Source organism: Actinoplanes campanulatus, assembly GCF_014647795.1.
GTDB classification, from domain to species: Bacteria; Actinomycetota; Actinomycetes; order Mycobacteriales; family Micromonosporaceae; genus Actinoplanes; species Actinoplanes campanulatus.
Genome location: NZ_BMPW01000013.1, coordinates 29,769 through 42,870, shown reverse-complemented (window position 1 = coordinate 42,870; position 13,102 = coordinate 29,769). Strand labels below are relative to the sequence as shown.

Below are 13,102 nucleotides of genomic sequence, written 5' to 3'. Positions count from 1 at the left end.
CACGGCCTTCCCCTTCCGTCGATCCTAGGAGACCAGCGGGGGCGCACCCGGACGGGTACACCCCCGCCTGCCGTCAGTCGATGCTGAACGTCGCCAGCCGCAGTCCGGGACCGGGCACCAGATAGACGTCCTGCCGGCCGGAGAAACGGGTCAGCGTGGCCGTCACGGTCGCGTACGTGTAGACGCCGCCGGAGTCGGCCAGCGTCGCGGCGCCGAGCAGGCGGCCGGTGGGCGAGCCGAGGCGTACCTCGATCGTCCCGGCCCCGGAGGCGCGGGCGGTGAAGGTGGTTCCACCGCGCAGCGCGGCGTCCTCGAACGCGATCCAGCCGCCAGCCGCCGAGGCCCCGACCACCGTTCCGCTCGCCTTGCTCTCGTCGAGGAGCCTGATCCCGGCGTACGCGTCGAAGGTCTCCGCCCTGGTCGGAACGGAGAGATCGCGGGCCGGAACGGTCTCGCCCTTGACGGCGAGCGTGGCGCGCTGCCGGATGTCGCTCGACGAGGAGCCGAGCAGCACGTCGTGCACCGAGGTCTCGACCACCCAGCGCTGCCGGGTCTGGTCCCAGCGGGCCAGGTCGGACGGCTTCAGGTCGAACGTGACGGTCGTCGACTGCCCCGCCGCGAGCGAGACCTTGCGGAAGCCGCGGAGCTGCTTGTTCGCGGTCTCGTCCCGCGAGGTGCGCTGGTGGGTGTAGAGCTGGACCACCTCGTCACCGGCCCGCTTGCCGGCGTTGGTGACGGTCAGGCTGACCTTGCCGTTCTTCACCACCGGCACCCCGTACCGGAAAGTCGTGTAGGACAACCCATGGCCGAACGCGTAGAGCGGCTTCGTGTCGCTGTACAGGTAGGTCTGCTCGGTGGCGATGATGTCGTACTGGAGCAGGTCGTCCGGCAACTGCGAGGTCGACGAGTACCAGGTCTGGGTGAGCTTGCCGGACGGGTTGACGTCGCCGTAGAGCACGTCGGCGACCGCGTGCCCGGTCTCCGCCCCGGCGTGCGTGGTCCACAGGATCCCGGGCACGTGCTGCTGCGCCCAGGTGACCGTCTGCGGGTAGCTGCTCTGGAGCACCACGACGGTCCGCGGGTTGGCCGCCCGGACCGCCTTGATCAGGGCCTCCTGGCGGGCGCCCAGGTCGGTGGAGACCCGGTCGTGCGCCTCACGGCCGGCCACGAACGGGTCGGTGCCGACCACGACCACCGCGGTCTGCGCCTTCTTCGCCTGCGCGGCGGCCTCGGCCACCCCGTCGACCAGCAGCTCCCTGGTGAACCTGGTGGCGGCGGAGGCGGCGCCCAGGGTCAGGTTGCCGTCCGCGCCCACGGTCACGTAGTCGGTCTCCGGGAACCACGGCTCCTGGGTCTCGTAGCCCGCGTAGCGCAGCACGACCATACCGTCACCCTGGTCTTCGATCTTGAACTGTTGCTGCACGAACCAGCCGTTGGGCTCGTCGGAGTTCGCCACGAACGGGCCCCACGCGTAGGTGACCAGCTTGCCGTTGGCAACGTTGCGCAGGGTGGACACCCCGTCGCCCCAGTCCACGCTGTCGAACTGGGCGGCCGGGCCGGCCTCGGCCGACGTGCCGATCACTGCGCCGTCCAGCGCGGCGACGTACCGGCCGGTGGCGGTGTCCTTGAGGGCGATCCGGTCGCTGCCGGTGCTGGTGGCCACCGACGAGGCGCGTTCGGTGACGCCGTCCAGGACGCTGACCCGGTACGGGAGCTGTCCCCCGTACCAGTCGCTGTAAAGTTTGTCGGCCGTCGGACCGACCACCGCGACCGAGCCGCCCGCCTTGAGCGGCAGGATGCCGCTGTTCTTGAGCAGCACCGACGCCTCGCCGGCGGTCTCCCGGGCGAGCGCGCGATGCGCCGGGCTGTCGATCACGGACGGCGTGATGCCGGCGTAGGGCCCGCCGTCCGGGTCGAACTCGCCGAGCCGGAAGCGGATGCTCAGCGCGTTGCCGGCCGAGGCGTCGATGTCGGACTCGGCGAGCAGGCCCTGGGCGAGCGCCTCCTTGATCGCGGTGACCGTGGGCGACCCGTTCGCGTCGTTGACCGTGAAGCTGTCCAGCCCGGCCTTCACGGTGGCCGCGTTCGCCTCGGCCTGGGTCACGAAGTAGGCCTGCGAACCGGTCAGGTTGGTCGGCGCCCACGCGTCGCTGACGTTGAACAGCCGCTGGTCACTCCAGTCACGCAGCAGTGTGCCGAGGTCCGGGTCGACGGTCGCCGGCCGGCCGTTGATCAGGTTGTAGGAGGCCATCGCCCCGGTCGCGGCCCCGTTGCGCAGCGCGATCTCGAAGGGTTTCCGGTCGTACTCGTTGAGCACCCGCTGCGGCACGTTCGACGAGGTGCGGTCGCGCAGCGTCTCGTTGTTGTAGGCGGCGTAGTGCTTCAGCGTGGGCGCGACCTTGAGGTGGTCCGGGTCGTCGCCCTGGAGGCCCTCGCCGTACGCGGTGGCGATCACGCCGGACAGCAGCGGGTCCTCGGAGTAGCCCTCCTCGTTGCGGCCCCAGCGGGGGTCGCGCAGCAGGTTGACCACCGGCGCCCAGGCGTTCAGGCCCCAGACCACCGGGTCCTGCGCGTGGAAGCCGCGCAGCTCGTCGCCGACCGCTGCGCCGACGCGGGTGATCAGCGCCGGGTCCCACGTGCTGGCCAGGCCCACGGCCTGCGGGAACACGGTGGCCGTAGCGTCGATCTTGGCGGAGTTGTTGCGGTGGTCGTTGGACCAGGCGACCCCGTGCAGGGCCTCGGTGCCGGTCTTGAACAGTCCGATGCCGAGACGTGGGATGGCCGGTTGGTACTGGTGGAGCAGGGAGATCTTCTCGTCCAGGGTGAGCCGGCCGACCAGGTCGTCGACGCGGGTGGCGAGCGGCAGAGTGGGGTCACGGAACGGATAGGCGGGGTCGGCGTGCGCCGCTCCCGGCGCCAGTGGCACGACCAGCAGAGCGGCGGCGAGCGCGGTAAGGCCGCGTCGGAAACGCATGGCGGTCTCCTTTTAAAAGGCACGGCTGATAACCCGTCCACGGCGATATCCGATTTCTCAGGAATCGGTCGAAGCGCTTCGACGGGCGGTCGGATGAATGCGACGGTGTTTCCGGGGTACGGTGAGGTCACCATAGATCCCGGCTGATGTGGCGGGCAACCGCCGCCCGCGGCTTCAGCGGAAATCGGCCGGTGACACGAGGCAGAATGGGTGTCGTGCGACTCATCGTCATCGGCGGCGACGCGGCCGGCATGTCCGCCGCGTCCCAGGCCCGGCGCCGCCGCGGGCCGGACGACCTGGAGATCCTCGCCTTCGAGCGCGGTGACTACACATCGTATTCGGCGTGCGGGATCCCGTACTGGGTCGGCGGCCTCGTGGACGGCCCGGAAGCGCTGATCGCCCGCGATCCCGAGAGGTTCCGCCAGGACCGGATCGAGGTCCGCACCGGGCACGAGGTCACCGACATCGACCTGGACAGACGCACCGTCACCGGGCGCGCCGGCTCCCGCACCTTCGAGGAGGGGTTCGACCAGCTCGTCTATGCTGCCGGCGCCACCCCGGTCCGTCCACCGTGGGCCGAGACCCCGGCCGGGGGCGTCTTCGGCGTGCAGACGCTCGGTGACGGCGCCGCCCTGAGGGACTGGCTGGCGCCCGGCCTTTCGACAGCGGTCGTCGTCGGCGGCGGCTACATCGGCGTCGAGATGGCCGAGGCCCTGGTCCGCCGCGGGCTCACCGTGACCCTGGTGGAGAAGGCGCCGCAGCCGATGTCCACGGTCGACCCGGACATGGGCGCGCTGGTCGCCGAGGCGGTGCGCGGGCTCGGCATCGACCTGCGTACCGGGGTGACGGTGAGCGCGCTGGAGACCGACGGCGACCGGGTCCGGGCCGTGGTCACCGACGCCGGGACCATCCCCGCCGACGTGGTCGTCCTCGGCCTCGGCGTGCGCCCGAACACCGCCCTCGCCGATGCCGCCGGCCTTCCCCTCGGCCCTACCGGCGGTCTCGTCACCGACCTGCGGCAACAGGTCACCGACGGGATCTGGGCGGCCGGCGACTGCACCCAGGTCCTGCACCGGGTCAGCGGCCGGCCCGCGCACGTGCCGCTCGGCACGCACGCCAACAAGCAGGGCCGGGTGGCCGGCATCAACATCGGCGGCGGCTACGCGACGTTCCCCGGCGTCGTCGGCACCGCGATCACCAAGATCTGCGACCTCGAGGTGGCGCGGACCGGCCTGTCGTCGCGGGAGGCCGACGCCGCCGGGTACAGCTACGTCACCGCCACCATCGAGTCCACCAACCGGGCCGGCTACTTCCCCGGCGCCGTGCCGATGACCGTCAAGGTGCTCGCCGAACGCGGCACCGGCATGCTCCTCGGCGCCCAGATCGTCGGCCGGACCGAGGCCGCCAAACGCATCGACGCCTTCGCGGTCGCCGTCTGGAATCGGATGACCGTCACCGAGATGACCTCCCTCGACCTCGGCTACGCCCCGCCTTTCGCCCCGGTCTGGGATCCCATCCTGATCGCCGCCCGCAAGGTTGAGCAGGCCTTGGGTGGCTAGCCCGGTCCCGGGCGAGGGGTCAGTTGGTGGGTGATCTCCTCCTCGGCGCCGGCCGTGGGCAGGTGCTTCGCGACCAGTTCCAGGGTCTCCATGATCAGCGCGTCGGCGGCCGGGACCGCGCTGGCCGGGGTGGCGGTCAGCACCGCCTCGAGCCGGGCCGGCAGGGCGGCCGGAGCCAGCGGCAGCCCCTCGGCGAGATCCCGCACCCACTTGAAGCCGAGGTGCGGGAACCACACCCGGTTCAGCCCGAGCAGCACCAGCAGCACGTTGCGGACGGTGTCCAGCCGGTCCTGGGCCAGCGGCAGCACGTCGCCGCGGGCCAGCAGCTTGCGGCGCTGCCAGGCGGACCGGAACTCCAGGTGGGCACGCACCATGGCGAGCCCGAGCGCATCCGGGTACACCTCGGTACGCGACCGCCAGCCCGCGACCACACCACTGTCGTGCAGGGCCACGCCGTACCGGATCAGGGCGATCAGGTCCTGTTTCGTCAGGTCCGGGTCGAACCGCTGGGTCACGTCGGCGACCCAGCCCTCGGCGCCGGCCACCGTACGGTGACTGACCTGGACCTCCACCCCGTCGAACAGCACGTCCTCGGACCACTCGTCGTTGTCCGGGTCGTAGCCGTGGAAGGCGGTCAGCTCTCCCCCGGCGGCCGCGACCGCCGCCCGCCGGGACTCGTCGGCGGGTTCGCCGTCCCAGAACACCATCAGCTCGACGTCCGACCAGCGATCCGCCAGCCCGCGCGCCACCGAGCCGGTGAGCAGCACCGCGCGTACCCCGGAAAGATCCGGAAAGCCGGCGGCGAACCGCTCACCGAGCCCACGCAGCCGGATCTGATCGTCGATCATCTGGTGGTCAGCGCGGCGAGCACCGCGGGGGCGCCGTCACCGTCCCAGGCGCCGGTCAGGGTGGCGCCGGGCAGGCTCGCGCCGAGCCGCCGGGCCACGGTGAGCTCGTGCGTCGACGACCGGACGGCCACCGGGTCGTCGCCGGTCACCTCGACGACGTCGCCGAAGGCCGGCGGTTCGGCGCCCGAGCCGCGCAGCGCCAGATCGGGTTCGCGGGCGACCCGCACGCCGTCGCTCTCCACCTCCTCGGGCGCCTCCCGGCCGGCCGCCCGGATCGTCTCGGCGAGCTGGGCCACGTAGACCGGGTCACCGACCGCGTCGTAGACCCAGCGGGTGCCGAGCACCGAGTGCTCGGTGGTGCCGATCAGGAACGCCTCGGCTCCGGCCAGCGGCGCGCCCCGATAGGTGAGCGGAACGTGCAGCAGTCCACCCTCCCCGGCCCGGATGATCATGGTCTCGATGCCGACCTGCCCGGCCGGGTCGTCGAACCGGGCCGCCGCGACCCGCGTCACCGCCCCGTCACCGCCCCAGGACCGGCCGGGCAGCCAGCGGGCGAGGAGTTCGAGTTTGGACGGAACGATCGTCGCCTTGTGCAGAAGAGCCATGCCAGGCAGCCTATGCCCCGCGAGCGCATCCGAAGCCGAGGCCGCTCGGCAGCGCCGGTGTTCAGAACGGGGCGTGGTGGCCGCGGCCGGTGGTGAGGGCCTGTTCGTAGAGGTGGCGGGCCACGATGACGTCCTCGATGGCCAGGCCCAGCGACTTGAAGACGGTGATCTCACCGGGGCGCGTGCGGCCGGGGACCCGGCCGGTGAGGATCTCGCCGAGTTCGCCGTGCACGTGACCGGGATCGATCAGCCCGGCCGCGGCCGCCCGCAGGTAGTCGCCCGACTCGTTGAGCAGCGACTCCCGGCGGTCGACGACGAGGGTGGCGGCGGCGAGCAGGTGCGGGTCGAGCTCGGCGGCGGTGGGGATCGACGAGCCGACCGCGTTGACGTGCGCGCCCGGCGACACCCACTCGGCGAACAGCACCGGATCGGCCGACGTGGTGGCGGTGACGATGACGTCGGCGCCGGCGGCCGCGGCGGCGGGATCGGTGAACGGCACGGCGCCGGGCTCCGCCGCGGCGAGGCGTTCCGCGGCCGCCGGGGTGCGGCCGACGATGCGGATCTCGGTGAACGGACGCAGCGGCCGGAGGGCGTGCAGGTGGGCGCGCGCCTGGACGCCGGTCCCGAAGACGGTGAGGACCCGGGCGTCCGGTCCGGCCAGCACGTCGGTGGCGAGGGCGGACACCGCGGCGGTGCGGATCTCGGTGACGGCCGAGGCGTTGACGACGGCGAGCGGTTCGCCGCTGTCCGGGTCGAAGAGGGTGACCACACCCTGGTGGGCGTCCTTGCCGGCGCGCGGATTGCCGGGGAAGACGCAGACCGACTTCATGCCGAACGCCGGGCGCGGCCCGTGCAGGTGGGTGGTCATCAGGGCGATGAGCCCGTCCAGTGCGGGCGGGCGGACCACCGTGCGCAACGGCAGGAACACCTGACCGCCGGCGAGCGCGACGAGTGCCTCGCGCATCAGTTCCCGGCAGGCCGCGGGGGTGAGCAGGGCGTGCACGTCGGCGGCGGAGAGCACGAGCATGCCGCCCACCCTAAGCGGTCACCGCTGTCTCGCCGTTGAGACAGCGGTGACCGCCACGGCCGGTTCCTACAGGCCCATGTCCTTGGCGATGATCATCTTCATCACCTCGGACGTGCCACCGTAGATCCGGTTGACCCGGTTGTCGGCGTAGAGGCGGGCGATCGGGTATTCGTTGATGAAGCCGTAGCCGCCGTGCAGCTGGAGACACCGGTCGATGACCCGGTGCGCCACCTCGGTGCAGAACAGCTTCGCCGACGCCGCCTCGGCCGCGGTCAGCTCGCCCGCGTCGAGGGCCTCCAGGGCGCGGTCGGCGACGGCCTGCGCGGCGTCCACCTCGGCCTGGCAGGCGGCCAGCTCGAACTTGGTGTTCTGGAAGCTGGCGACCGCCTGCCCGAACACCTTGCGGTCCCGCACGTACTGGGTGGCGAACCGGACCGCGGCCGCGGCCTGCGCGTACGCCCCGTAGGCGATGCTGAGGCGCTCCTTCGGCAGGTTCATGCCGAGGTAGTAGAAGCCCTTGTCCTCCTCGCCGAGCCGGTCCTCCACCGGCACCTTCACGTCGGCGAACGCCAGCTCGCCGGTGTCGGAGGTACGCAGGCCCAGCTTGTCGAGCTTGCGGCCGACCGAGTAGCCGGGCAGTGTGGTGTCGACGTTCAGCAGGGTGATGCCGTAGCGGCGGTCGTCCGGCTTGGGCGGGGAGGTCCGGGCGCAGACGATCACCCGGTCGGCGAGCACACCGCCGGTGATGAAGGTCTTCGCGCCGTTGAGGACATAGTGAGATCCATCATCGGAGAGACGAGCCGTGGTGCTCATGCCGGCCAGGTCGCTGCCGGTGCCCGGCTCGGTCATGGCCAGCGCGTACATCGTGTCGCCGGAGACGAAGTCGGGCAGCCAGCGCCGCTTCTGCTCCTCGGTGCCGAGCTCCAGCAGGTACGGCAGACCCAGCGCGACGTGTGCGCCGGCCGCACCGAACGAGACCCCGGCCCGCATGGTCTCCTCGGTCTGGACCGCGGCGAACTTGAAGCTGTCGATACCGGCGCCGCCGTACTCCTCCGGCACCTCGATGCCGAACAGGCCGAGCTCGGCCAGCTGCTTGTAGAAGTCCCGCGGCACCTGACCGTCGACGAACCACTGGTCGTAACGGGGCACGACCTCGGTCTCGATGAAGTCGCGCAGGGTCTGCCGGAACGCTTCGTGGTCCTCGTTGAAGACGGTTCGACGCATTGATGATCCTTCTTGCTAGAGACGGCGTCCGCCGTCGACGTAAATCGTCTGGCCGGTGACAAAGGATGCCGCGTCACTGGCCAGGAACGCGACCACCCGTGCCACGTCCTCCGGGCGCCCCACCCGGCGCAGCGGCGTGATCTCCGCGGCCTTCGCCCGCATTTCGGCAGCCGAGACGCCTACCCGAGCGGCCGTGGCGTCGGTCATCTCGGTGACGATGAAACCGGGCGCCACCGCGTTGACGTTGATGTTGAACGGGCCGAGCTCCATGGCCAGCGTCCGGGTGAGGCCCTGGATGCCGGCCTTCGCGGCCGAGTAGTTGGCCTGGCCCCGGTTGCCGAGCGCGGACACGCTCGATGTGTTGACGATCTTGCCGGACCGCTTCGGGACCATGTGCCGCTGCGCCGCCCGGCTGCACAGGAACGCGCCGCGCAGGTGCACGTTCATCACGATGTCCCAGTCCGACGCGGACATCTTGTGCAGCAGGTTGTCGCGGAGCACTCCGGCATTGTTGACCAGCACGTCAACCCCTCCCAGCTCGCCGGCGACCTTGTTGATCACGGCGTCCACCTGGGCCTCGTCGGAGACGTCGCAGCCGAACGCGACGGCGGTGCCGCCGGACGAGCGGATCCGCTCGACGGTCTCGGCGCAGGCCTGCTCGTCGAGGTCGAGCACCGCGACGGCGGAGCCCTCGCGGGCGAACTGGATGGCGGTGGCCGCGCCGATGCCGCGCGCGGCGCCGGTGACGATGGCTACCCGACTCATATGGCGATTCCCCTGTCTCAGAACGCGCTGATCCCGGTCAGCGCACGGCCGATGAGCAGTTTCTGGATCTGGCTGGTGCCCTCGTAGAGGGTGGTGACGCGGGCGTCCCGCATGGCCTTGCCGACCGGGAACTCGTCGACGTAGCCATACCCTCCGAAGATCTGGATGGCCTGGTTGGCGGCCTTGACGGCGCTCTCGGTGGCGAACAGCTTCGCCATCGACGCCTCGGTCCGGAACGGCAGCCCCCGGTCGACCAGGTCGGCGGCGCGCCAGACGAGCAGGCGGGCGGCGTCGGTCTCGACCGCCATGTCGGCGATCATCTCCTGGACCAGCTGGTAGCCGGCGATCGGTTTGCCGAACTGGGTGCGGTCCTTCGCGTACGCGATCGAAGCCTCGAGACAGCCGCGGGCCAGGCCGACCGAGCCCGAGGCCACCGCGATCCGGCCCTTGTCCAGGGCGGCCATCGCGATCTTGAAGCCGTCGCCCTCGGCGCCGAGACGGGCGTCGTCACCCACTCTGACCCCGTCGAGGCTGATCGACGCGGTCGCTTGGCCGCGCAGGCCGAGCTTGCCCTTGATCTCACTCCGGACGAATCCGTCCTCATCCGTCGGCACCAGGAAGGCCGTGATGCCCTTCGGGCCCGGCCCCCCGGTGCGCGCGAAGATCAACGCGACTCCGGCCCAGGTGCCGTTGGTGATGAAGATCTTCTCGCCGGAGAGCACCCAGTCGTCGCCGTCGCGGACCGCCCTGGTGATCAGCGAGCCGGCGTCCGAGCCGGTGCCCGGCTCGGTGAGGCCGAAGCAGCCGAGCATCTCCCCCGAGCACAGGGCCGGCAGCCAGCGTGTTTTCTGCGCTTCCACGCCGTACGCCTGGATGCTCTTGGCGACCAGCCCGAGCGACACCGAGACGATGCCGCGCACCGAGGTGTCGCCGCGCCCGAGCTCCTCCATCATGAGGGCGTAGGTGAGGAAGTCCCCACCCGAGCCGCCCAGCTCCTCGTCGATCCCGAGGCCGAGAAAGCCCAGGTCGGCGAGTTTGCCGACGATCTTCGTGTCGACCTGCTCGGCGCGGTCCCACTCTGCCGCGTGCGGCACGACCTCCCGGTCGACCCACTCGCGGGCGAGGTCACGGAACTGCTGCTGCTCCGCCGTCAGGCTGAGATCCACGGCGACTCCCTGGATTTACTGAACACTGTCAGGTTTCTCGGGCCATGCTAACTTAACACCGTTAGTTGAACCAAGCCCCTCGGGAGGACCGCATGCCCCGGCCGACGACGCCGCTGCTGAGCCAGGCCGGCATCCGCGCCTCCGCTTTGGAGATCATCGACCGAGACGGGCTGGACGGGCTGAGCATGCGCAAGCTGGCAGCCGCCCTCGGGGTGAGCGCCCCCGCGCTGTACTTCCACTACCCCACCAAGGAGCAGCTTCTCGACGACGTGGCCAACGAGATCATCGAGAAGGTGGACGTCAGCGCCTTCACCCACGGCTGGCGGGAGGGCCTGCTCACCTGGGCCCGCTCCTACCGGGCGGCGCTCGCCGAGCACCCCAACATCGTCCCGTTCCTGGCCCGCGGCCCCGGCCAGCGTGACGCCTCACTGCGCCGCGCCGACGCCATCCACGGCGGCCTGGTCGCCGCCGGCTGGCCGCCCCGGGAGGCCACCATGATCGGCGCCTCCACGAAATACCTGGTCGTCGGCGCGGCGATGGGCTCCTTCTCCCGCGGGTTCGTCGACGACGTGCAGGTCTACCTGGACCGTTACCCGTCCCTCGGCGACGCCCACCGGCTGCGCGAGCACGCCGACGCGGTCGACCGGGACAGCTTCGAGTTCGCCCTGCTGATGTTCGTCGACGGCCTCGCCGCCCGCCTCGGGGGCAGGTGATCACGAGCGGCGCAGGCCGGCGTTCATCAGATCGCGGCGGGTCTCGGCCAGACCGGCCGTGAAGTCGCTGCTGTCCTGGACGAAGTAGCGGTGGAAGAACCACGACGGCACGCGGGGCGCCCGCCGCCGGGCCAGGAAGAGCTGGTCCTGCACCTGCCGGGCCAGCAGCCACAGATCCTGGGTCATCGCCGGGTCCTGGGCGACCGCCGCGCTCTGCAGGCAGCGGGACCGGGACCAGCGGGCCACCCGGCGCCGCTCCTCGTAGATGCCGCGCTGCTCGCGGAACGTGTCCCAGCCGAGCATCAGCATGCCGAGCGACGGGACGCACCACTGAACCACGAAGTCGGTGATCGTCGAGCCGCGGATCATCGCCGAGAGCAGACCCACCGCGGCCCAGAAGAGCAGCCCGACCAGGACGCCCTTGGCGTACCGGCGGCGGACCCGGCCGCCCCAGGCGAGGTTGAGCTGCTGGCGGGTCAGCACGTCGAACGGGGACGGCAGGTTCGGCATCGCGTACGACGCCCGCAGCGAGGTCTCCGAACCACGGAACCGGCTGCTCAACTTGTGCACGTCCTCGGCCGGCACCTCGTCGCCGGCCAGCACGTTGTTCCACCGCAGATGGAACAGCCGCACCTCGAAGGCTTCCTGAAGCAGTGCGGCGCGGCGCAGTTCCTGCTGCGCCCAGGACGACAGCCCGAACGAGTAGATCAGCGCCCAGAACGCCCCGGCCACCGTCACCGTGATGCTCAGCGAGCGGATGAACGGCGTCGAGTTCAGCGAACCGGCGAAGACCGTGCAGAGCCCGAGCGCGGCGAGCGTGACCGAGATGGCGATCCGTAGCGCGGCGAGACGACGAACCCGGGCGTGCGACACCGTCATCGCTCGAATCAAGTGACAGAGCGTGGGCTCCAGCTGGCGCTGACGCACCACAGATCTTCGCTCGGACATGCGCGCCACCGCCTGCGCCAAGGATCACATCGGATACCGCCAAGATTAGCTCCGTTTAGCAGACATGTTCTTCTATATCTCCAGATGGCGGTAAGGTTTAAGGCGATTGGAGGGCCGCCGTCGGGGAGAGCCGGGCGGCGCGTACCGCCGGGTAGAGCCCTGCCACCCCGCCGATGACGAGCGTGGCGGCCAGTCCTCCGGCGAGCGCCCACTCGGGAATCACCCAGGGCCACTGCTCGTACGCCGCGTAACCGACAGTCACGGTGACCCCCAACAGCACGCCACCCGCCCCGCCGAGCGCCGACAGCAGCAGCGACTCGGCCAGGAACTGGACCCGCACCTGCCCCCGGGTGGCGCCCAGCGCCCGCCGCAGGCCGATCTCCGGGCGCCGCTCCAGCACCGAGATGACCATCGTGTTGGCCACCCCGACCCCGCCGACCAGCAGCGCCACCGCCCCGACGCCGAGCAGCAGCCCGGCGAACGCCTGGTTGGTGGCCTGCTTGGCGGCCAGCGCGTCGGACGGCCGGGACACGCTCACCTCGTTGGGGGCGGCCGGGTTCGCGGTCGCCGGGAGCAGTTCGCGCACCGCTTCCAGGCGGCTCTCCACCGACTGGGTGTACACCGTGGTGGCGTGCTCGTCGAAGTCCAGCCACCGGATCGCGGCCGGCCAGCCGAGCAGGGCGGCGCTGTCCAGTTCGGCGGCGAGCGGCACCGGATCCAGGATGCCGATCACGGTGCACCGGACGCCACCGACGAGGATCTGGGTGTCCGGGCCGGCCGCGCCGATGCCGAGCCGCCGGGCCGCGTCCGCGCCGAGCACGACGGCCGGGTAGCCGCCGGTCGCCGCGTTCAGCCAGACCCCGTCGTGCAGAGTCGCGCCGACCGTGCCGGGCAGGCTCTCCCGGGCCGCGTACGCCACCAGGCCGTTGGTCTGCGCCTCCGGGATCTCCGCCGACCGGTACACCTTGGCGCCGTCGACCCGCCCGATGGCGGACGACCGCTCCACCCCGTCCACCCGCTCGATCATCGGCTCCGCCTCCAGCGGCAGTTCCGCCTCCTCGCCGAGGATGGTGTTGCCGGGCTGGACGGTCAGCAGGTTGGTGCCGAGCGCGGACAGGGTGCGGTCGAGCTCGGCGCCGGACGACGAGGAGATCCCGACCACGGCGACCATCGCGGCGATGCCGATGGCGATGCCCAGCGCGGACAGGAACGCCCGCATCGGCCGGGTCCGCAGGCCCACCCCGCCGACCCGGACCACGTCGGCGAACGGCAT

The 13,102-nt window shown here is 71.3% G+C and carries 11 protein-coding genes; 2 read left to right on the top strand and 9 right to left on the bottom strand.

All coding sequences use genetic code 11. The features are described 5' to 3' along the window. Nucleotides 1-73: 73 nt before the first annotated feature. Complete coding sequence (locus tag IEZ13_RS24605) at nucleotides 74-2,974, bottom strand: glycoside hydrolase family 3 protein (protein ID WP_183222066.1); 2,901 nt, start codon at nucleotides 2,972-2,974, stop codon at nucleotides 74-76. A 215-nt stretch (nucleotides 2,975-3,189) separates the two neighbouring features. On the opposite strand from IEZ13_RS24605, the gene IEZ13_RS24600 reads away from it, so the two are divergent. Next, nucleotides 3,190-4,533, top strand: coding sequence for an FAD-dependent oxidoreductase (locus IEZ13_RS24600; protein ID WP_479722565.1), 1,344 nt, complete (start codon nucleotides 3,190-3,192; stop codon nucleotides 4,531-4,533). Here the strand turns inward: IEZ13_RS24600 and IEZ13_RS24595 are convergent. The 6 genes from IEZ13_RS24595 to IEZ13_RS24570 all read right to left on the bottom strand — a co-directional run bounded on the left by IEZ13_RS24595 (nucleotide 4,530) and on the right by IEZ13_RS24570 (nucleotide 10,168). Next, the gene (locus IEZ13_RS24595; RefSeq protein WP_183222064.1) at nucleotides 4,530-5,381 is read right to left on the bottom strand and encodes a DUF4037 domain-containing protein; all 852 of its coding nucleotides are present in this window, start codon (nucleotides 5,379-5,381) and stop codon (nucleotides 4,530-4,532) included. The genes IEZ13_RS24600 and IEZ13_RS24595 overlap by 4 nt on opposite strands. Then, nucleotides 5,378-5,986, bottom strand: a complete 609-nt coding sequence (locus IEZ13_RS24590) for a CG0192-related protein (protein ID WP_183222063.1) — start codon at nucleotides 5,984-5,986, stop codon at nucleotides 5,378-5,380. The genes IEZ13_RS24595 and IEZ13_RS24590 overlap by 4 nt, the downstream gene beginning before the upstream one ends. Nucleotides 5,987-6,047: 61 nt before the next feature. Next, on the bottom strand, nucleotides 6,048-7,013 hold the full coding sequence (locus IEZ13_RS24585; protein ID WP_183222062.1) for an ornithine cyclodeaminase family protein: 966 nt from the start codon (nucleotides 7,011-7,013) through the stop codon (nucleotides 6,048-6,050). 66 nt (nucleotides 7,014-7,079) lie between these two features. After that, the gene (locus tag IEZ13_RS24580; RefSeq protein ID WP_183222061.1) at nucleotides 7,080-8,237 is read right to left on the bottom strand and encodes an acyl-CoA dehydrogenase family protein; all 1,158 of its coding nucleotides are present in this window, start codon (nucleotides 8,235-8,237) and stop codon (nucleotides 7,080-7,082) included. A gap of 15 nt (nucleotides 8,238-8,252) precedes the next feature. Next, the gene (gene fabG / locus IEZ13_RS24575; protein ID WP_183222060.1) at nucleotides 8,253-9,002 is read right to left on the bottom strand and encodes a 3-oxoacyl-ACP reductase FabG; all 750 of its coding nucleotides are present in this window, start codon (nucleotides 9,000-9,002) and stop codon (nucleotides 8,253-8,255) included. Between the two features lie 17 nt (nucleotides 9,003-9,019). Continuing rightward, nucleotides 9,020-10,168, bottom strand: a complete 1,149-nt coding sequence (locus IEZ13_RS24570) for an acyl-CoA dehydrogenase family protein (RefSeq protein WP_183222059.1) — start codon at nucleotides 10,166-10,168, stop codon at nucleotides 9,020-9,022. A 92-nt stretch (nucleotides 10,169-10,260) separates the two neighbouring features. Between IEZ13_RS24570 and IEZ13_RS24565 the strand changes: the two genes are divergently transcribed. After that, the gene (locus tag IEZ13_RS24565; protein WP_183222058.1) at nucleotides 10,261-10,881 is read left to right on the top strand and encodes a TetR/AcrR family transcriptional regulator; all 621 of its coding nucleotides are present in this window, start codon (nucleotides 10,261-10,263) and stop codon (nucleotides 10,879-10,881) included. Here IEZ13_RS24565 and IEZ13_RS24560 read toward each other — a convergent pair whose 3' ends face one another. Next, nucleotides 10,882-11,829, bottom strand: a complete 948-nt coding sequence (locus IEZ13_RS24560; RefSeq protein WP_260179251.1) for an S-4TM family putative pore-forming effector — start codon at nucleotides 11,827-11,829, stop codon at nucleotides 10,882-10,884. Between the two features lie 97 nt (nucleotides 11,830-11,926). Beyond that, nucleotides 11,927-13,102, bottom strand: coding sequence for an ABC transporter permease (locus tag IEZ13_RS24555; RefSeq protein WP_183222345.1), 1,176 nt, complete (start codon nucleotides 13,100-13,102; stop codon nucleotides 11,927-11,929).

What these genes read in the sequence shown, in the direction of transcription:
- IEZ13_RS24605 (WP_183222066.1), bottom strand. Translation starts at nt 2,974, where the DNA reads ATGCGTTTCCGACGCGGCCTTACCGCGCTCGCCGCCGCTCTGCTGGTC.
- IEZ13_RS24595 (WP_183222064.1), bottom strand. Translation starts at nt 5,381, where the DNA reads ATGATCGACGATCAGATCCGGCTGCGTGGGCTCGGTGAGCGGTTCGCC.
- IEZ13_RS24590 (WP_183222063.1), bottom strand. Translation starts at nt 5,986, where the DNA reads ATGGCTCTTCTGCACAAGGCGACGATCGTTCCGTCCAAACTCGAACTC.
- IEZ13_RS24585 (WP_183222062.1), bottom strand. Translation starts at nt 7,013, where the DNA reads ATGCTCGTGCTCTCCGCCGCCGACGTGCACGCCCTGCTCACCCCCGCG.
- IEZ13_RS24580 (WP_183222061.1), bottom strand. Translation starts at nt 8,237, where the DNA reads ATGCGTCGAACCGTCTTCAACGAGGACCACGAAGCGTTCCGGCAGACC.
- fabG (WP_183222060.1), bottom strand. Translation starts at nt 9,002, where the DNA reads ATGAGTCGGGTAGCCATCGTCACCGGCGCCGCGCGCGGCATCGGCGCG.
- IEZ13_RS24565 (WP_183222058.1), top strand. Translation starts at nt 10,261, where the DNA reads ATGCCCCGGCCGACGACGCCGCTGCTGAGCCAGGCCGGCATCCGCGCC.
- IEZ13_RS24560 (WP_260179251.1), bottom strand. Translation starts at nt 11,829, where the DNA reads ATGTCCGAGCGAAGATCTGTGGTGCGTCAGCGCCAGCTGGAGCCCACG.
- IEZ13_RS24555 (WP_183222345.1), bottom strand. Translation starts at nt 13,102, where the DNA reads ATGCCGTTCGCCGACGTGGTCCGGGTCGGCGGGGTGGGCCTGCGGACC.